Source organism: Erwinia sp. MYb375 (assembly GCF_037479175.1).
GTDB lineage: Bacteria > Pseudomonadota > Gammaproteobacteria > Enterobacterales > Enterobacteriaceae > Erwinia > Erwinia rhapontici.
On the sequence record NZ_JBBGZS010000023.1, the window covers coordinates 1,896,149 to 1,913,586 of the forward strand.

At 51.7% G+C, this 17,438-nt stretch carries 18 protein-coding genes and 1 pseudogene; 6 read left to right on the forward strand and 13 right to left on the reverse strand.

Going from position 1 to position 17,438, the window contains the following annotated elements; translation table 11 throughout:
- The first annotated feature begins 84 nt into the window (after positions 1–84).
- The 4 genes from WH279_RS21475 to WH279_RS21490 all read left to right on the forward strand — a co-directional run bounded on the left by WH279_RS21475 (position 85) and on the right by WH279_RS21490 (position 3,193).
- On the forward strand, positions 85–435 hold the full coding sequence (locus WH279_RS21475) for a GtrA family protein (RefSeq protein WP_339458566.1): 351 nt from the start codon (positions 85–87) through the stop codon (positions 433–435).
- Positions 436–440: 5 nt separating this feature from the next.
- Positions 441–1,358, forward strand: a complete 918-nt coding sequence (locus WH279_RS21480; protein ID WP_339458568.1) for a glycosyltransferase family 2 protein — start codon at positions 441–443, stop codon at positions 1,356–1,358.
- 5 nt (positions 1,359–1,363) lie between these two features.
- Complete coding sequence (locus tag WH279_RS21485; RefSeq protein WP_339458570.1) at positions 1,364–2,824, forward strand: glucosyltransferase domain-containing protein; 1,461 nt, start codon at positions 1,364–1,366, stop codon at positions 2,822–2,824.
- A gap of 114 nt (positions 2,825–2,938) precedes the next feature.
- Positions 2,939–3,193, forward strand: a complete 255-nt coding sequence (locus WH279_RS21490) for a YfhL family 4Fe-4S dicluster ferredoxin (RefSeq protein WP_133845839.1) — start codon at positions 2,939–2,941, stop codon at positions 3,191–3,193.
- Here the strand turns inward: WH279_RS21490 and acpS are convergent.
- From acpS to rpoE, 11 genes and pseudogenes are all read right to left on the reverse strand, one after another.
- On the reverse strand, positions 3,190–3,570 hold the full coding sequence (acpS, locus tag WH279_RS21495; RefSeq protein WP_339458573.1) for a holo-ACP synthase: 381 nt from the start codon (positions 3,568–3,570) through the stop codon (positions 3,190–3,192). The genes WH279_RS21490 and acpS overlap by 4 nt on opposite strands.
- Positions 3,570–4,301 carry a pyridoxine 5'-phosphate synthase gene (gene pdxJ, locus WH279_RS21500; RefSeq protein WP_339458576.1) on the reverse strand — a complete coding sequence of 244 codons (732 nt, stop codon included), beginning with the start codon at positions 4,299–4,301 and terminating at the stop codon, positions 3,570–3,572. Before pdxJ ends, acpS begins: the two co-directional genes overlap by 1 nt.
- Before the next feature lie 75 nt (positions 4,302–4,376).
- Positions 4,377–5,114, reverse strand: coding sequence for a DNA repair protein RecO (recO, locus tag WH279_RS21505; protein ID WP_339458578.1), 738 nt, complete (start codon positions 5,112–5,114; stop codon positions 4,377–4,379).
- 5 nt (positions 5,115–5,119) lie between these two features.
- Entirely contained in the window at positions 5,120–6,025 is a 906-nt protein-coding gene (gene era / locus WH279_RS21510; RefSeq protein WP_133845835.1) for a GTPase Era, read from the reverse strand.
- Complete coding sequence (rnc, locus tag WH279_RS21515; protein ID WP_200643649.1) at positions 6,022–6,702, reverse strand: ribonuclease III; 681 nt, start codon at positions 6,700–6,702, stop codon at positions 6,022–6,024. Before rnc ends, era begins: the two co-directional genes overlap by 4 nt.
- 140 nt (positions 6,703–6,842) lie before the next feature.
- Positions 6,843–7,778 (reverse strand): signal peptidase I, encoded by a 936-nt coding sequence (lepB, locus tag WH279_RS21520; RefSeq protein ID WP_200643650.1) that lies wholly within the window; start codon positions 7,776–7,778, stop codon positions 6,843–6,845.
- Positions 7,779–7,807: 29 nt separating this feature from the next.
- Positions 7,808–9,607: a translation elongation factor 4 gene (gene lepA / locus WH279_RS21525; protein ID WP_133845832.1), complete on the reverse strand. Its 1,800-nt coding sequence runs from the start codon at positions 9,605–9,607 to the stop codon at positions 7,808–7,810.
- A gap of 238 nt (positions 9,608–9,845) precedes the next feature.
- Entirely contained in the window at positions 9,846–10,310 is a 465-nt protein-coding gene (gene rseC / locus WH279_RS21530; protein WP_200643652.1) for a SoxR-reducing system protein RseC, read from the reverse strand.
- Positions 10,307–11,264 (reverse strand): annotated as a pseudogene (gene rseB, locus WH279_RS21535) (sigma-E factor regulatory protein RseB). Before rseB ends, rseC begins: the two are co-directional and overlap by 4 nt.
- Positions 11,261–11,914 (reverse strand): anti-sigma-E factor RseA, encoded by a 654-nt coding sequence (rseA, locus tag WH279_RS21540; RefSeq protein ID WP_339458583.1) that lies wholly within the window; start codon positions 11,912–11,914, stop codon positions 11,261–11,263. The pseudogene rseB and the gene rseA overlap by 4 nt, the downstream one beginning before the upstream one ends.
- 29 nt (positions 11,915–11,943) lie before the next feature.
- The gene (gene rpoE, locus WH279_RS21545; RefSeq protein ID WP_339458585.1) at positions 11,944–12,519 is read right to left on the reverse strand and encodes an RNA polymerase sigma factor RpoE; all 576 of its coding nucleotides are present in this window, start codon (positions 12,517–12,519) and stop codon (positions 11,944–11,946) included.
- Between the two features lie 474 nt (positions 12,520–12,993).
- Between rpoE and nadB the strand changes: the two genes are divergently transcribed.
- The gene (nadB, locus tag WH279_RS21550; protein WP_339458587.1) at positions 12,994–14,595 is read left to right on the forward strand and encodes an L-aspartate oxidase; all 1,602 of its coding nucleotides are present in this window, start codon (positions 12,994–12,996) and stop codon (positions 14,593–14,595) included.
- On the opposite strand, the gene trmN is transcribed toward nadB, so the two are convergent.
- The gene (trmN, locus tag WH279_RS21555) at positions 14,596–15,333 is read right to left on the reverse strand and encodes a tRNA(1)(Val) (adenine(37)-N(6))-methyltransferase TrmN (RefSeq protein WP_200643656.1); all 738 of its coding nucleotides are present in this window, start codon (positions 15,331–15,333) and stop codon (positions 14,596–14,598) included.
- A gap of 132 nt (positions 15,334–15,465) precedes the next feature.
- On the opposite strand from trmN, the gene srmB reads away from it, so the two are divergent.
- Entirely contained in the window at positions 15,466–16,794 is a 1,329-nt protein-coding gene (gene srmB / locus WH279_RS21560; RefSeq protein WP_133845826.1) for an ATP-dependent RNA helicase SrmB, read from the forward strand.
- A 229-nt stretch (positions 16,795–17,023) separates the two neighbouring features.
- On the opposite strand, the gene grcA is transcribed toward srmB, so the two are convergent.
- Positions 17,024–17,407, reverse strand: a complete 384-nt coding sequence (gene grcA / locus WH279_RS21565; protein ID WP_200643657.1) for an autonomous glycyl radical cofactor GrcA — start codon at positions 17,405–17,407, stop codon at positions 17,024–17,026.
- Positions 17,408–17,438: the final 31 nt, after the last annotated feature.

Sequence of the window (17,438 nt, forward strand, 5' to 3'; positions counted from 1 at the left end):
CGCGAGTATAATGACTGCGCCCTGAGCCAACTGCCGGGCCGGGGCGTATCCTTGATCTATTGTGACATTATTTAAGACGATTTCATGGTTAAATTATTTGCGAGATATGTTTCTGTTGGCGTTATCAATACAGCTCTGCACTGGACAGTATTTCTGATCATTAACTCCGCAGGCTTAAGCCAGGCTCTCTCAAACATTGTGGCATTCATCACGGCAGTCACTTTCTCTTTCTTTGCCAACGCACGTTTTACTTTTAAAGGCCAGACGACTTCCGGTCGGTTTTTAATTTACACCTCATTTATGGGCGTGATGGCGGCAGCCGTTGGAAAAACAGGTGATTTCTTGCAACTTCCTCCTGTCATTACGTTAGTCGCCTTCTCTGCAATTAGCCTCGTAATGGGTTTTTTCTGGTCAAAATACATCGTATTTAGGTAAAAAAGATGAAAATTTCTCTCGTCGTCCCTGTATTTAATGAAGAAGAAACCATACCTATTTTCTACCAGTCGGTGAGAAAAGAGTTAGCCGGGTATGAAGTTGAGATCGTCTTTATCAATGATGGTAGTCAGGATGGAACGGAATCGATTATCAATGCACTAGCCGTCGCCGATCCGCTGGTTTTGCCTCTGAGTTTTACCCGTAATTTTGGCAAAGAACCGGCACTTTTTGCGGGACTTGAACATGCAACCGGGGATGCAGTAATCCCGATTGATGTTGATCTTCAGGACCCAATATCTGTTATTCCTCTTTTGATTAAGGAATGGCAGCAGGGTGCCGACATCGTGCTTGCTAAACGAACCGACCGCCAGGTCGACGGCCATCTAAAAAGAAAAACCGCCGAATGGTTCTACCGTATTCACAATAAAATCAGTACGCCAGGCATTGAGGAAAATGTCGGTGATTTTCGATTGATGTCTAATACTGTGGTCGAAAATTTAAAAAAACTGCCCGAGCGAAACCTTTTTATGAAAGGGATTCTGAGTTGGGTCGGTGGTAATATAGCAATCATTGAATATACCCGAGCAGAGCGAGTGGCAGGGAAAAGTAAATTCAATGGCTGGAAATTATGGAACCTGGCCATTGAAGGAATCACAAGCTTTTCGACTTTTCCGTTACGTGTATGGACTTATATTGGCCTGACGGTAGCAGCATTTTCTTTTATCTACGGTGGTTGGCTAATCATCAACACGCTTGCCTTTGGTAACCCTGTACATGGCTACACGTCAATTATTGTCTCTATCCTTTTCCTGGGTGGCATTCAACTTATAGGGATCGGTGTACTGGGCGAATATATTGGCCGAATTTACATCGAAGCCAAACAGCGCCCCCGCTATATTTTAAAAAAAGACACAAACAGGTAAGTTAAATGTTTAACCAAAATGACAAGAAACACTTGCTCATCTATACTTTCCTTTCTTTTTTATTTATCTACCCGTTAATTCAGGCAGGTGTGTACTATCGTGATGATCTCGACAGAGCGATCACAGGACAATATGGCTGGAAATCCTTAGGCAGACCGGCTGCAGATCTGATGATGAGAATTTTTTCTTCCAGTGGAAGGGAAAACCTCGATCTTTTCCCCTATACCCTGCTTTTCTCATCTTTTTTTATTGCTACGTCTGCATTATTTCTGAAAAAACATCTGGAAGCAGCTCAGGTCCGTTATGCAACATTTTCGGCCTGCCTGCTTATTTTCAATCCATTTATGCTTCAGAATATCGCCTATCGCTTTGATTCTGTCGGTATGGCTTTTGCGATGATGCTTGCTGTTGTTTCATATACCTGGAACAATAAAAAACTTCATCCACTCGCTGAGCGGCTTATAAAAATAGCCGCAGGTATCCTTGCACTATCAATTTACCAACCCTGCGCCAATATTTTTATCGGCCTTATAGCTGTTGATTTGGCTATATTTAGCACTCGTAATGAGCAAAGCCCCCGCGAAAAGACTCGCCATATTTCGAAAAAAATTATCGATTTTATAATATATTACAGCCTCTACGTTCTGTTAGTGGCAAAAATCTGGAAGCATAACAATAGCAGAGCAAGCACGATATCCTTTGATCTCAGCGGAATTGAAACCATAACGTACACGTGCAAAAAACTTTTTGCTATGGTTTCATCATTCCTCTATGGCCCGGTAATCGTTTATTTTGCCATCCCTTTATTCATTGCCATTCTGGTTGCGCTGTATAAAATTTTAAAAGATACAGAACATCGTTACTTTAAGCTCTTTTGCCTGATATCTTCATTCTTATTGTTAACTTTATCACTTTTAGGCCCTAATATTATTTTACGTGAAGCGCCTGTTTTTCCACGGATACTGGTTTCTTTTTCCGTTTTTTTTGTGGTGGTAGCCTTACTTCTAGATCATTGCGCGCTCAAAGCAAGATATCTTGTGCTCATCCCTGTCATTACAGTATTTGCATTTAGCGCCCAACTGAGCAGTGCCCTTAAAGCACAGCGCGAACATGAAGATATGGTTTTCAATATCATTACTCAGGATTTGTTAAAGTCTGGAGAATTAAAAACCATCACACTTATTGGTCAGGTGAACATCAATCCGCGTGCCGCAATACTGGTTAAAAACAAACCGCTATTGAATTACTTTCTGAGTCCTGCATCTGGATTTTTAGCTTCCTATCAGCTAATTAATAAAGGTTTCATGCAAACGACGCACGGCTATGACAAAGCGCAAGAGGAAAGGATTATCGAGGCTACCATTATAGCTCATAATACAAAGCCGCAGATAAGCAACCAGGAATACAGCATTTATATTTCAGACAATAACGCGGTTGTGGCCTTGGGGAGCGAAAGAAGCGACTGAAGGTAGCTCTGCCATGAGGTATAGCGGGCGTTGATTTTCAGCTACCGCTTTCTTTTATGCACATCAGAAGTATAATACCCGTGCACTTTATCCTGTTACTGACTTGAGAGAATTATGGCACTGCTGATCACCAAAAAATGTATCAATTGCGATATGTGTGAACCGGAGTGCCCTAACGAAGCGATCTCAATGGGGGACGAGTTCTATGAGATCGATACCGATCGCTGCACGGAGTGCATCGGCCACTACGACTCCCCCACCTGCCAGCAGGTGTGCCCTATTGATCACACCATTATTGTTGATCCACTGCACATCGAAAGTCATGACCGACTGTGGGAAAAGTTCGTGGTGCTGCATCCTGCGGGCTAGCTCTCAATAATCACCGTCGCACATGCATAGTGTCGTTCATCAGCCAGCGTAACGTGCACGTGCGCCACCCCCAGCTTCTTCGCCACTTCTTCAGCATGCTGGAAAAAACGCAGTCCGGGTTTACCCAGCTCGTCGTTATAGACTTCAAACTGATTAAACGCCAGGCCACCACGGATCCCGGTGCCAAAGGCTTTGGCTGCCGCTTCTTTTACCGCGAAACGCTTGGCGAGAAAACGAACCGGCTGCTGGTGTGCCTGGTACTGTGCCCACTCATTATGACTCAGCACTCGCTTTGCCAGGCGGTCACCGGACCGGGAGATCACCCCTTCAATGCGGGCGATCTCGACAATATCTGTACCCAGACCCAGGATCGCCATTAACGACGTGCTTCACGCATCAGCAGTTTCATCTCTTTCACCGCCTCAGCCAGGCCGCTAAATACAGCACGCCCAATAATGGCATGGCCGATATTCAGCTCGTGCATTTCTGGCAGAACGGCGATCGGTTGCACGTTGTGGTACGTCAGGCCGTGTCCGGCATTGACCTTCAGGCCTTTCCCGGCGGCATAGGTGGCCGCTTCAGCAATGCGCGCCAGCTCAGCATCGCGTACCGGGCCTTCTTCGGCTTCTGCGTAAGCACCGGTGTGGATCTCGATATAAGGTGCACCGGCAGCAACTGCAGCATCAATTTGGCGATGGTCAGCATCGATAAACAGTGACACCAGGATGCCGGCATCATTTAGACGTTTTACTGCAGCCGTCACTTTGTCCTGCTGTCCGGCCACATCCAGCCCACCTTCGGTCGTTACTTCTTCACGCTTCTCAGGGACCAGACAACAGAAGTGCGGCAGGATGTCACAGGCAATGTCCACCATTTCATCCGTAACGGCCATTTCCAGGTTCATGCGTGTCTGGATGGTCTGACGCAGGATACGCACATCGCGATCGGTGATATGACGGCGGTCTTCACGCAGATGCACGGTAATACCGTCTGCTCCTGCCTGCTCAGAGACAAATGCCGCCTGTACCGGATCCGGATAATGCGTGCCACGTGCATTACGTACAGTAGCAACATGATCGATATTAACGCCCAACAACAGCTCTGCCATGATAGTCCTCTGAAGATCGCGAAAGGTTTTTAGGAAGTGTACAACGTTCACGGCACGCAGGGATATTACCCGTGACTATTCATCGCCAGGAAGTGCTGTATCTGGTCGTTTTCTCGGCAAAAACTGGCGAAACAGTTCGGTACTCTTAAGCGGTTTGCCACCCAGATAAGGTTTCAGTGCAATGCGGGTAAAGCGTTTGGCGGCGCGCAGGGTGTCTGCATCCGGGAATTCGCGCAGATACAGGGCGCGCAAGTGGCGCCCGGTAAAACTACGATGTCCGACGACAAGGCTGGCAATAAATCCCTTCTCTTCACGATAGCTGTAGGTCATGCCATCGGCGACTTCTTCGCCGCTGCCTGCACAGTGAAGAAAATCGACGCCATAACCAAGATGACTCAGCATAGCCAGTTCAAAACGCCTGAGAGCGGGTTCCGGTGACCCGGCGTCAGCCGCCAGCGCCTGAATACAGTGCAGGTAGTCGAAGAAAAGCTCGCTAAATGGGGTTTCATCTTCCAGCACGCGTGAAAGAAGTTCATTGACGTAAAGGCCGCAGTACAGCGTTGTGCCGCTGAGCGGAAGCGCCAGCGAAACGGGTTCAGCACCGCGCAGGGTTTTCACCGCGCCACGGCCGCCCCAGCGAACCAGCAGCGGCGTGAAGGGTTGCAACGCGCCTTTCAGGCTGGAGCGTTTGGAACGGGCGCCTTTGGCCAGCACCCGTACCCTGCCATGCCGTTCAGAGAACAGGTCAAGCAGCAGGCTGGTTTCGCTCCAGGGACGTCCATGCAGGACAAATGCGCGTTGCCAGCCATCCATCAGTATCAGAGGTCGTCGGTATAGCCCAGGCTGCGTAAGGCGCGTTCATCATCCGCCCAGCCGGACTTCACTTTCACCCACAGTTCAAGGTGGACTTTCGCCTCAAACATCTCTTCCATATCACGGCGAGCTTCCGTACCGATGACTTTAATTTTGGCGCCTTTGTTACCGATCACCATTTTCTTCTGGCCTTCACGTTCGACCAGAATCAGACCATTGATCGTCAGACCACCACGCTCGTTCGTCAGGAACTGTTCGATCTCAACCGTGACGGAGTACGGCAGTTCGGCACCGAGGAAGCGCATCAGTTTTTCACGGATAATTTCAGACGCCATAAAGCGCTGGGAACGATCGGTGATGTAGTCTTCCGGGAAGTGGTGTTCCGCTTCCGGCAGGCGCTTACGGACGATGCTGGCGATAGTATCAACATTGGTGCCTTTTTCGGCTGAGATCGGCACCACATCCATAAAGTTCATCTGCTGACCCAGGAATTGCAGGTGTGGCAGTAGAATGCTTTTGTCTGTGAGGTTGTCGACCTTGTTGATCGCTAACAGCACCGGTACTTTGCCGTCTTTCAGCTTATTCAGTACCATCTCATCGTCGGCGGTCCACTTGGTCCCTTCAACAACGAAGATCACAATTTCAACATCACCGATCGAGCTGCTGGCAGCACGGTTCATCAGGCGGTTGATCGCCCGTTTTTCTTCCATATGCAGGCCCGGGGTATCGACATAGATCGCCTGATAATCCCCTTCGGTATGGATGCCCATAATGCGGTGACGCGTGGTTTGTGGCTTACGCGAGGTGATGGAAATCTTCTGTCCCAGTAACTGGTTCAGTAAGGTAGATTTACCAACGTTCGGACGGCCTACAATAGCAATAAAGCCGCAATGGGTAGTTTGTTCGCTCATTCAATTCCCAGCTTAATCAGCGCCTGTTCGGCTGCTGCCTGTTCAGCTTTGCGACGGCTGGATCCGGTTCCCACAACCGGTTCTGCCATGCCGCTTACCTGACAGTGAATAGTAAATTCCTGATCGTGCGCTTCGCCCCGTACCTGTACCACCAGATAGGATGGTAACGGCAGATGACGACCCTGCAAGAACTCCTGCAGACGCGTTTTTGGATCCTTTTGTTTATCGCCCGGGCTGATCTCATCAAGACGGCTGGCGTACCAGCTCAGGATGAGTTGTTCCACCGACTGAATGTCGCTGTCGAGGAATACCCCGCCAATCAGCGCTTCTACGGTGTCAGCCAGAATCGATTCACGGCGGTAGCCGCCGCTTTTCAGTTCACCCGGCCCAAGGCGCAGACACTCGCCAAGGTCAAATTCCCGTGCCATCTCTGCCAGCGTGTTGCCGCGAACCAGCGTGGCACGCATACGGCTCATGTCACCTTCATCCACGCGCGGGAAGCGGTGATAAAGGGCATTAGCAATCACGTAGCTCAGAATAGAGTCGCCCAGGAATTCCAGTCTTTCGTTGTGTTTACTGCTGGCACTACGGTGAGTCAGTGCCTGCTGTAACAATTCCTGATGGGTAAAAGTGTAGCCCAGCTTTCGTTGAAGCTTGTTAATTACGATGGGGTTCATGCGTTACCAATTTCTTAATGCGTCAATTATCCTGCACACGGAACAGGGCTGAGCCTGAACACCAACACGATCTGTTTCGTGTGCAGTGGTCTGCCAAACCTGACAGACCACCCGTTGCTAATGTCGCCCGCAGGCGATCATTAATGAATGCCGCCGATACGACTCAGGCGAACGCCGGTTGGCCATTGGCCTTCCTGCTTATCAAAGCTCATCCAGATTGCGGTCGCTTTACCTACCAGATTACGCTCAGGAACAAAGCCCCAGTAACGGCTGTCAGCACTGTTATCACGGTTATCGCCCATCATAAAGTACATGCCTTCTGGCACAACCCAGGTGGACTGCGGCTGCCCTGGCTGCTGGTAGTAAGAGCCTGGCTGACTCGGTGCCTGCGCAATCAGTAAAATACGGTGAGTGACATCGCCCAGCGTCTCGTTGCGGGTAGCTAAACGCACGCCACCCTGCATCGTTTCGCCTTTCGGCTTCTGGAAGAAACCGTTGCCCAGTTCATTACCACTGAAGCCGCTGAAGGTCTGAATGAAGTCACTCTCTTCAACATCCGAGTAAGTCACGGGCAGCGCGGTAGACGTCTGCTGTATCGACACCGTTTTGCTCAGCGGATCGTAAGTCACCCGATCGCCCGGCAACCCGATGACACGCTTGATGTAATCCATGCTGGGATCTTTCGGGTATTTGAACACCGCGATATCGCCCCGCTTCGGATGACCGGTTTCGATCAGCGTCGTCTGGGTAATCGGATCTTTAATGCCGTAGGCATATTTCTCCACAAGGATAAAATCACCGATTAACAGCGTCGGCATCATTGAACCTGACGGGATCTGGAACGGCTCATAAATAAACGAACGCACCACAAACACCACGAACAGCACCGGGAAAACCGATGCGGTTGTTTCTACCCAACCTGGCTGTTTGTCTGCCTTGGTGGCTTCGATACCTTGTGCCTGCGCCGCCGCACGTTTCGCGCGCCGGGCCGGTGCCCATTTATATTTGTCGATACACCAGACAATGCCGGTAATCAGCGTTGCTATCGCCAAAATCAGGGCGAACATATTAGCCATTCCAGTTCCCTCGAAGCCCGAAGTCGGGCTTATTTACTGTCTTTACCCACGTGGAGAATGGCAAGGAACGCTTCCTGCGGTAACTCAACGTTACCGACCTGCTTCATGCGTTTCTTACCGTCTTTCTGTTTCTGCAGCAGCTTTTTCTTACGGCTGACGTCACCGCCATAACATTTGGCAAGGACGTTTTTGCGCAACTGTTTAACCGTAGAACGGGCGATAATATGGTTACCAATCGCCGCCTGAATCGCAATATCAAACTGCTGACGCGGGATTAATTCTTTCATCTTTTCAACCAGATCACGGCCACGGTACGGCGCGTTATCATTGTGCGTAATCAGCGCCAGCGCATCCACGCGCTCGGAGTTGATCAACACATCTACGCGCACCATGTTCGATGCCTGGAAACGTTTGAAGTTGTAATCCAGTGACGCATAACCGCGAGAGGTGGATTTCAGACGGTCGAAGAAATCGAGCACCACTTCCGCCATCGGAATTTCATACGTCAGCGCAACCTGATTACCGTGGTAAACCATGTTGGTCTGCACGCCACGCTTCTCAATACACAGCGTGATCACGTTACCGAGGAACTCCTGCGGCAACAGCATATGACACTCTGCAATCGGCTCACGCAATTCTTCAATGTTGTTCAGCGGTGGCAGCTTGCCCGGACTATCAACGTAAATGGTCTGATTGTCCGTTGTGACGACTTCATAAACCACCGTCGGCGCGGTAGTGATCAGCTCAAGGTCGTATTCACGTTCCAGACGCTCCTGGATGATCTCCATGTGCAGCAAACCAAGGAAGCCACAGCGGAAACCAAAGCCCAGCGCGGTAGAGCTTTCTGGTTCGTAGAACAGAGACGCATCGTTCAGGCTCAGTTTACCGAGCGCATCGCGGAAGGCTTCATAATCGTCAGAGCTTATCGGGAACAGACCGGCATAAACCTGAGGTTTAACCTTTTTGAAACCAGGCAGTGCTTTGTCTGCCGGGTGACGAGCCAGCGTCAGGGTATCCCCTACTGGCGCGCCGAGGATGTCTTTGATCGCACAGACCAACCAGCCTACTTCGCCGCAGTTCAGAACATCGGTATCAACGCGTTTTGGGGTGAAGATGCCCAGACGGTCAGCGTTGTAAGTCTGACCGGTGCTCATCACCTTAATTTTTTCGCCTTTGCGCATGGTGCCGTTTTTAATACGCACCAGTGAGACGACGCCAAGGTAGTTGTCGAACCAGGAGTCGATAATCAACGCCTGCAGCGGGCCATCCGGGTCGCCCTGCGGTGGCGGGATATCACGGACCAGACGTTCCAGCACGTCAGGCACGCCAATACCCGTTTTTGCCGAGCATCGCACGGCATCGGTAGCATCAATGCCGACGATGTCTTCAATTTCCTGGGCAACACGATCGGGATCGGCAGCAGGTAAATCGATCTTATTCAATACAGGTACGACTTCCAGTTCCATTTCCATTGCGGTGTAGCAGTTTGCCAGGGTCTGGGCTTCTACGCCTTGCCCGGCATCTACCACCAGCAATGCACCTTCGCAGGCGGCCAGAGAGCGTGAAACTTCATACGAGAAGTCTACGTGACCTGGGGTGTCGATAAAATTGAGCTGGTAAGTTTTACCATCTGGCGAATGATAATCGAGGGTAACGCTCTGCGCTTTAATGGTAATACCGCGCTCGCGTTCCAAATCCATAGAATCCAGAACCTGCGCAGCCATTTCACGTTCAGACAATCCACCACAAATCTGGATCAGACGGTCAGAAAGCGTTGATTTGCCATGGTCGATGTGGGCGATGATAGAAAAGTTTCTTATGTGCTTCATTATTGAGATTTTTCTGCCTTACAAATTCTGGAACTCTCGCGATGCAAAGTCAGGAGAGCGTGATATCACAGGCGAACACTGGCCCGAAAGGCAGCATTCTACACTACATATCAAAGGGGTGGAATCTTCACGGTCAGGCAATAACGCATGCATGGCCATATCGAACGGGAAACAGGGAAGATGACGGGGTGAAATAAGGCGGTTGGCAAGGGAATACAGCCAACCGCCTTTTCGCGGGTCAGGCATCAGTGCTGACGTGGATGGCGTCAGGTGGCAACGCCACACTGAGGATCACCGGCTGGAAAGAGGCAGAACGGCCCAGTATTGCGGAGATACCTTTTGCAATAATAAACCCGCCCACGCCGCCCAGCAGCGCACCGCAGGCAGCCGCCAGATCGCTGTGAAACAACATCTGAAACACACCGGCCAGGACAAAAAGCCCGATCAGCGGGGTCATGTAAACCAGAAACGCCGAGCTGAGCAGGCTGGTTTCAGCAATACCCAGTTCGATACGCTGGCCGGGCGTAAGCGGCTGCGCACTGGCGATTTTCATCACGTGTGCGTTCTTCGGCCCGAGCTTATCCAGCATGTGACTGCCGCAGCCTTTGCGGGCCGAGCAGCTGCTACAGGATGTTTTAATTTCGGAGTGCAGCGTGGCAATACCATTCTGCCACGACACTACCGTTGCCCATTCTCTCATCATGGCGCGGCCCCTAAAGTGACACTATCAGCAATACGTTTAGCGGTAGCCGGTGGCAGTTCACCCACTACCGTGATCTCCGCATTATTACGCACTTCAGTTTGGACCGTACGACGGCCAGTGCGCAATTGCTGTGGCGAACTGGTTTTATCGGCAAGCGTCACGTTAATGGAGAAGCTAAACAGGCCATCGGTAAAGAGGCTGGTTTCAACCGGACGGTCAAGAGAGGGAAGCTGACGGCGGCTTTTCGCCACCTCCTTCATCCCTGCTGGCAACCAGCCTGCTTTCCAGTTAAATGTCACGGCATTTGACGTAGGGACAGATAACACCGGAGGAAGCTTGGCGCTTTCCAGCCCCTGCATGATATTGCGAACGCCGTCATCCACCGCGAAACTGACCACCCGATACTGTTCGAGTGTTTCGCCATCACGATCAAGCAGATCAACCCGCAAAGGCAGTTTCGTTTCGCTGTCCAACCAGACGATATAACCGTAACGAGTGCCATCACGAGGGACGATGCGAATCACTTCACACAGCTGATCGGCAATACGCGTGCGTCCAACGGAAACAAAATCGTAGGTTTCAGCCAGACGATCGAAATCGGCATACACCAGCGCAGGCAGCGAATCGACAATATGATCCCCCGTCATGGTGAACGGCTCCAGGCCCGATTCAAAATAGCTGACCTCATTGCCACGCTGGATAATCTCGCGGCGCGGGCCATCCATCTGAAGCAACTGTGCATAGCTTTTGTTGTTGATGATGGCATGACGGTAGCGTAATGACTCGATGCCCAGTCGCGATACGTTGATATAGGCGAGTTCATAGCTGAGAGACTGACTGGCCTGTTCCATCTGATGTAACAACGCCCCGGGGGGGGTTTGACGCGGCCGGGGCGACAGAGGAGTAAATCAGGCAGCCAGCGATAAAGCTGGCGGCGCACCAAAACGGCTTCATTGCTGCGGTTGCATTCCTAACGACTGATTACCTGGAACCTGAGCAGCAGCCTGTTGATCAGGGCTTTGCTCAAACTGTAACTGCTCAGCATGGAGACGACGTTGCAGTTCGTAATCCTGCAAGAGCGCGTTAACGCGGCGACGTTGATCCTGCACCTGCTGATTCGCATTAAGCTGCGTACTGGCGTTGTCCGCTGGCACACCGAGGCTGACCGGAGAGGCTTGCCCCATCATCGGCAATGTGTTGAATACCGGAGAATCCGTGGACTGGACATCAGCCGGTTTGTTGTACTGCTGCACACCGACGATCACCGCCAGTGAAACGCAGGCAGCCAGGCCCACCTGAGTAATCTGAGCCGCCCATGGACGCAGTTTCGCCCAAAATGGCATGGCTGCGACCTGTGCCGGCACAGGCTGTTCTTCCGGAATCAGATGCGTAATATTTTTTGCTGGCTCATTCTCAATCGCTGCCATCACACGGGCAGAAATATCAAAATCAAGCAGTTGTGGGACATCGCCGCGCAGTGTGTCGCGAATCAGATGATAGCTTTCCCAGTCTTTTTGCAGCACAACGTCTTTAGACAACGCAGACATCAGTTCATTGTCCAGCGTTTCACCGTCCATAAGAGCGGAAAGTTGTTCTTTCTGCATGCCTCAATACCCTTCCTGTGTCGCTATCGCTAGCGTTGGATAAGCGGTTGAATTTTATTATCAATAGCTTCACGGGCGCGGAAGATACGTGAACGAACCGTACCGACCGGGCAATCCATGATCACAGCTATCTCTTCGTAGCTCAGGCCATCGAGTTCACGTAAGGTGATTGCCATACGCAAGTCTTCGGGTAACATCTCGATGGTACGAAAAACTATTTGTCTCAATTCTTCCGACAACATTAAGTTCTCAGGGTTCGAAATTTCTTTCAGCGCTCCCGCACTTTCAAAATTCTCGGCGTCGATAGCGTCTACATCGCTTGATGGCGGACGACGCCCCTGAGCAACCAGGTAATTTTTGGCCGTATTGACGGCAATCCGGTAGAGCCAGGTATAAAAAGCACTGTCGCCCCGAAAAGATTCCAGCGCACGATAGGCTTTAATACACGACTCTTGCACTACATCAGGCACATCCCCTGACGGCACATAGCGGGAAACCAGGCTGGCCACTTTATGCTGATAGCGAACTACCAGTAAGTTAAATGACTTCTGATCGCCCTTCTGCACTCGTTCAACGAGGACCTGATCCGTTAGCTGCTCGCTCATCCGAGGTAAGATCTCCCCAAACTTGTCTCCACGCGTAATCGCACTTCCAGCAATAACTCAATCATTATGAACAAGCATCCAGTCTGAGTCGCATTCATCGGAAAAGTTCCATTACGCCATTATATTTGTTGTGCCATCAGGGGACATCGACAAACCAGCACGCGTTTTTATGCATTCTCGCTGACCTGTGGGCCACTGCCTCTCTCTCACTCCCGGAACATCATCGCTCAGGAGCCTGATGACGCCCGCAGAGTAACGCAAGAAGCCAGTTTTTTCACCTTATAATCACGTCAACACGTGACAGTTCGCCAGAGTAAACCCTGCCTGGTGCATTTACGTGATGTCACCAACGCCGTGAGGCTTGTTCAATTTTTGATTTCGCTCCCACTGCGGAGAGGGGGCGATAAAAAGCCTTTTTGCCGGGATAAGTGAGTGCTATGCTCAACAAACAACCTGTTTAGTAAATTAAACAACATGACTCTTTCTTCCGATTACAGCTGTGATGTGTTGATTATTGGTAGTGGCGCGGCGGGCTTATCACTGGCATTACGCCTGGCTGAGAAACATCAGGTCACCGTACTGAGTAAAGGCCCGGTCAGTGAAGGCTCAACGTTTTATGCCCAGGGCGGGATTGCCGCCGTGTTTGATGAAACTGACAGTATTGAGTCGCACGTTGAAGATACGCTGATTGCAGGGGGCGGTCTGTGTGAGCGCGAGGCCGTCTCGTTTATCGCCAGTAATGCACGCCATTGTGTGCAGTGGTTGATTGATAACGGCATGCTGTTCGACAAAGAAACCCCGGTGGACAGCGAAGAACGCTATCACCTGACGCGTGAAGGCGGTCACAGCCACCGTCGCATTCTGCACAGCGCGGATGCCACCGGCAAAGCCGTGGAAACCACGCTGGTCAGCCAGGCGTTAAGTCACCCAAACATTACCCTGATTGAGCGCGGTAATGCCGTTGACCTGATCGTCTCCGATAAAATCGGCCTGCCGGGTGAGCGTCGCGTGGTGGGTGCTTATATCTGGAACCGCAAACGAGAAGCCGTCGAGACCTGCCGTGCACGCGCCGTGGTACTGGCCACCGGGGGGGCTGCAAAAGTGTATCAGTACACCACCAACCCGGATGTGGCCTCCGGGGACGGTATTGCGATGGCGTGGCGTGCGGGATGCCGGGTCGCTAATCTCGAATTCAACCAGTTCCATCCGACCTGCCTGTTCCACCCGGATGCACGTAACTTCTTGCTGACCGAGGCACTGCGTGGAGAAGGCGCGGTGTTAAAACGCCCGGATGGCAGCCGATTTATGCCCGACTTCGATGAACGAGGCGAACTGGCCCCACGCGATATTGTGGCACGCGCCATTGACCACGAAATGAAACGCCTTGGCGCTGACTGCATGTACCTGGATATCAGTCATCAGCCGCCGGAGTTCGTGCGTGCGCACTTCCCGATGATCTACGAGAAACTGCTGACACTGGGCATCGACCTCACCAAACAGCCGATCCCGATTGTTCCGGCAGCGCACTACACCTGCGGCGGTGTCATGGTCGACCAGCAAGGGCGTACCGACCTTAACGGACTTTATGCTATTGGAGAGGTCAGTTATACCGGGCTGCATGGCGCCAACCGCCTGGCATCGAACTCGCTGCTGGAGTGCCTGGTGTACGGTTGGTCTGCGGCAGAAGACATCAATCAGCGCCTGCCTGCCGTTGAGAGGGTCGAGGGCCTGCCCGTCTGGGATGAAAGCCGCGTGGATGATTCCGATGAACGCGTGGTCATCCAGCACAACTGGCATGAACTGCGGTTATTTATGTGGGACTACATGGGGATTGTTCGCACCACGAAACGGCTGGAGCGCGCGCTGCGCCGCATCACGACGCTGCAACAGGAAATTGACGAGTATTATGCCCATTTTCGCATTTCCAACAATCTGCTGGAGCTGCGCAACCTCGTGCAGGTCGCGGAGCTGATGGTTCGCTGTGCGATGGCACGTAAAGAGAGCCGGGGGCTGCATTACACACTCGACTATCCGGAAGCGCTGGGCGAAGCGCTGCCAACGATTCTGGCGCCCTGATTAGCGGAACAGATAGAAATCGCGGGTCAGGCTGCAGTGAGCATCGGAATACTGATGGTCCGGCCCGCGTATCGTCATGCGATCCAGTAATTGCTCGCCCGGCTTCGGTGACAACGCCAGCAGCACCCGATTGGGCGGCCGGGTATCATTATCGGCAACGTCGGTGCGAAAACGCAGATGCCAGCCGCGCTGTAAGGCCAACTCAACCAACTTAGTTCCCGCTGACTCCGGCAGGATCACACAGAAGAAGCCCTCTTCCGCGATCAGGTTTTCCGCACAAACCAACAACACGTCGTGCGTCAGATCGGTGGTATAGCGCGCCGAAGCCCGCTCAGGCGATGCACATTCCGACCCCGGTGAAAAATAAGGGGGATTACTGACGATGAGCGAATAACGCTGATCGCAGCGCTGCGACCATTCGACAATATCGGCCTGGTGCACATGTACTCTTCCCGACCAGGGCGAGGCTGCCACATTTTCCTGCGCCTGCGCCGCCGCCATTTCATCCAGTTCAACGGCATCAATGTTGACGGACTCTGCCGTTCTCTGCGCCATCATCAACGCGATCAAGCCGCTGCCCGTGCCGATATCCAGCACTCGCTGTACATTGGCGACAGGCGCCCATGCACCGAGCAACACACCATCGGTGCCGACTTTCATGGCACAGCGATCGTGGGCGACAAAAAACTGTTTGAAGGTAAATCCGTTGGCGCGGAGAATGGCTTTCTGTTGTGACATTTGACTGACCTGAAAGGGAAACGGCGCTAGCATAGGACAAACTGTGACGAAGGAAAAGTCATTAACTCCACACAAACAGATGAAGATCGTGTTCAATCTGTCTATAATCAGCGCCCCAAACTGAGGTAGACCATGACTGTAACCACTTTTTCCGAACTCGAACTAGACGAGAGCCTACTGCAAGCCCTGCAGGAGAAAGGCTACACGCGCCCTACTGCCATACAGGCAGAAGCTATTCCGGCAGCACTGGAGGGTCGCGACGTTCTGGGTTCGGCACCAACCGGTACAGGCAAGACTGCGGCCTACCTGCTGCCCGCATTACAGCATCTGCTCGACTTCCCGCGTAAGAAGTCCGGCCCGCCACGTATTTTAATCCTGACCCCAACGCGCGAACTGGCGATGCAGGTTGCAGACCAGGCGCGTGAAATGGCCAAACATACGCACCTGGATATTGCCACTATCACGGGTGGCGTTGCGTTTATGAACCATGCAGAAGTGTTCAGTGAAAACCAGGACATCGTGGTTGCCACTACCGGACGTCTGCTGCAATACATTAAAGAAGAGAATTTTGACTGCCGTGCAGTTGAAACACTGGTTCTCGATGAAGCCGACCGCATGCTGGATATGGGCTTTGCTCAGGATATCGAAACCATCGCGGCTGAAACCCGCTGGCGCAAGCAGACTCTGCTGTTCTCCGCCACGCTGGAAGGCGAAGCGATCAAAGATTTCGCCGAGCGTATTCTGAACGAGCCGATTGAAATTGAAGCCGACCCGGCGCGCCGTGAGCGTAAGAAAATCCAGCAGTGGTACTACCGCGCGGATGATATCAAACATAAAACTGCGCTGCTGATCCACCTGATGAAACAGCCGGAAGTGACCCGTTCCGTGGTCTTCGTGCGTAAACGTGAGCGTGTGCACGAGCTGTGTGGCTGGCTGCGTGAAGCTGGCATTAACACCAGCTATTTGGAAGGGGAACTGGTTCAGGCGAAGCGCAACGAAGCGATTAAACGTGTGGCTGAAGGTCGTGTAAACGTCCTGGTCGCAACCGATATTGCTGCACGCGGCATCGACATCGACGATGTCAGCCACGTGTTTAACTTCGATATGCCAGTGACCGCCGACACCTACCTGCACCGCATTGGCCGTACCGGCCGTGCAGGCAAAAAAGGTATCGCTATTTCACTGGTTGAAGCGCACGACAACATGCTGCTGGGCAGAATCATTCGTTACATCAAGGAGCCGCTGAAAGCGCGCACCGTTGATGAACTGCGCCCGGTCACGCGTGCGCCCAGTGAAAAGCTGCAAGGCAAGCCATCGAAGAAAGTGCTGGCTAAGCGCAAGCAGTTGAAAGATAAAGAGAAGCAGGAAGAGAAACCGCGCGTTAAAGAGCGTCATCGCGATGCCAAAAATGTGGGTAAACGCCGTAAGCCGACAGCCGCAAAAACCGATAGTGCTGAATAATCGCACTGCATGACAAAAAACCGCCTTATTTGGGCGGTTTTTTATTGCCTGAAGTTGACAGAAACAGGGGTCAGAACAAAAAAATGCATGTTCTAACACAAATGGATAATTTTCGTAAAAACACCTGCCTGCTAAAAATAGATTCTGCACATTGTAATCATACTGTTAATAAAAAAGGACCGAAGGTGCATATTTCACCCCCGGCCCTTTTATCGTACCCCGTTCAGGCTTACAGGCTTTCAGTAAAGGTACGGGTAATCACATCTCGCTGCTGTTCTGGCGTCAATGAGTTAAAACGCACGGCATAGCCCGAAACACGGATAGTCAGCTGTGGGTATTTTTCCGGGTTTTTTACGGCTTCTTCCAGCGTTTCACGGCTCAGGACGTTCACGTTCAAATGCTGGCCGCCTTCCACGCGCACCTGTGGTTTCATTTCCAGTGGAATTTCACGATATTCGATCTGGCCGAGATCGCTGACTGGCACGATCTGATCTTCGCTATAACCTGCTTTCGCACAAACGCAACGCGCTTCCGCTTTATCGCTGTCCAGCAGCCAGAAAGAGTTCAGTAATGCACTATTGGTTGCTTGAGTAATTTGAATTCCGGTAATCATGTGCGTCGCCTCCCAGGCAATAGGGCGCTGA

Bases quoted from the DNA above. Each gene is read 5' to 3' on its own strand.
- WH279_RS21475 (WP_339458566.1), top strand. From the start codon at position 85: ATGGTTAAATTATTTGCGAGATATGTTTCTGTTGGCGTTATCAATACA.
- WH279_RS21480 (WP_339458568.1), top strand. From the start codon at position 441: ATGAAAATTTCTCTCGTCGTCCCTGTATTTAATGAAGAAGAAACCATA.
- WH279_RS21485 (WP_339458570.1), top strand. From the start codon at position 1,364: ATGTTTAACCAAAATGACAAGAAACACTTGCTCATCTATACTTTCCTT.
- WH279_RS21490 (WP_133845839.1), top strand. From the start codon at position 2,939: ATGGCACTGCTGATCACCAAAAAATGTATCAATTGCGATATGTGTGAA.
- acpS (WP_339458573.1), bottom strand. From the start codon at position 3,570: ATGGCGATCCTGGGTCTGGGTACAGATATTGTCGAGATCGCCCGCATT.
- pdxJ (WP_339458576.1), bottom strand. From the start codon at position 4,301: ATGGCAGAGCTGTTGTTGGGCGTTAATATCGATCATGTTGCTACTGTA.
- recO (WP_339458578.1), bottom strand. From the start codon at position 5,114: ATGGATGGCTGGCAACGCGCATTTGTCCTGCATGGACGTCCCTGGAGC.
- era (WP_133845835.1), bottom strand. From the start codon at position 6,025: ATGAGCGAACAAACTACCCATTGCGGCTTTATTGCTATTGTAGGCCGT.
- rnc (WP_200643649.1), bottom strand. From the start codon at position 6,702: ATGAACCCCATCGTAATTAACAAGCTTCAACGAAAGCTGGGCTACACT.
- lepB (WP_200643650.1), bottom strand. From the start codon at position 7,778: ATGGCTAATATGTTCGCCCTGATTTTGGCGATAGCAACGCTGATTACC.
- lepA (WP_133845832.1), bottom strand. From the start codon at position 9,607: ATGAAGCACATAAGAAACTTTTCTATCATCGCCCACATCGACCATGGC.
- rseC (WP_200643652.1), bottom strand. From the start codon at position 10,310: ATGATGAGAGAATGGGCAACGGTAGTGTCGTGGCAGAATGGTATTGCC.
- rseA (WP_339458583.1), bottom strand. From the start codon at position 11,914: ATGCAGAAAGAACAACTTTCCGCTCTTATGGACGGTGAAACGCTGGAC.
- rpoE (WP_339458585.1), bottom strand. From the start codon at position 12,519: ATGAGCGAGCAGCTAACGGATCAGGTCCTCGTTGAACGAGTGCAGAAG.
- nadB (WP_339458587.1), top strand. From the start codon at position 12,994: ATGACTCTTTCTTCCGATTACAGCTGTGATGTGTTGATTATTGGTAGT.
- trmN (WP_200643656.1), bottom strand. From the start codon at position 15,333: ATGTCACAACAGAAAGCCATTCTCCGCGCCAACGGATTTACCTTCAAA.
- srmB (WP_133845826.1), top strand. From the start codon at position 15,466: ATGACTGTAACCACTTTTTCCGAACTCGAACTAGACGAGAGCCTACTG.
- grcA (WP_200643657.1), bottom strand. From the start codon at position 17,407: ATGATTACCGGAATTCAAATTACTCAAGCAACCAATAGTGCATTACTG.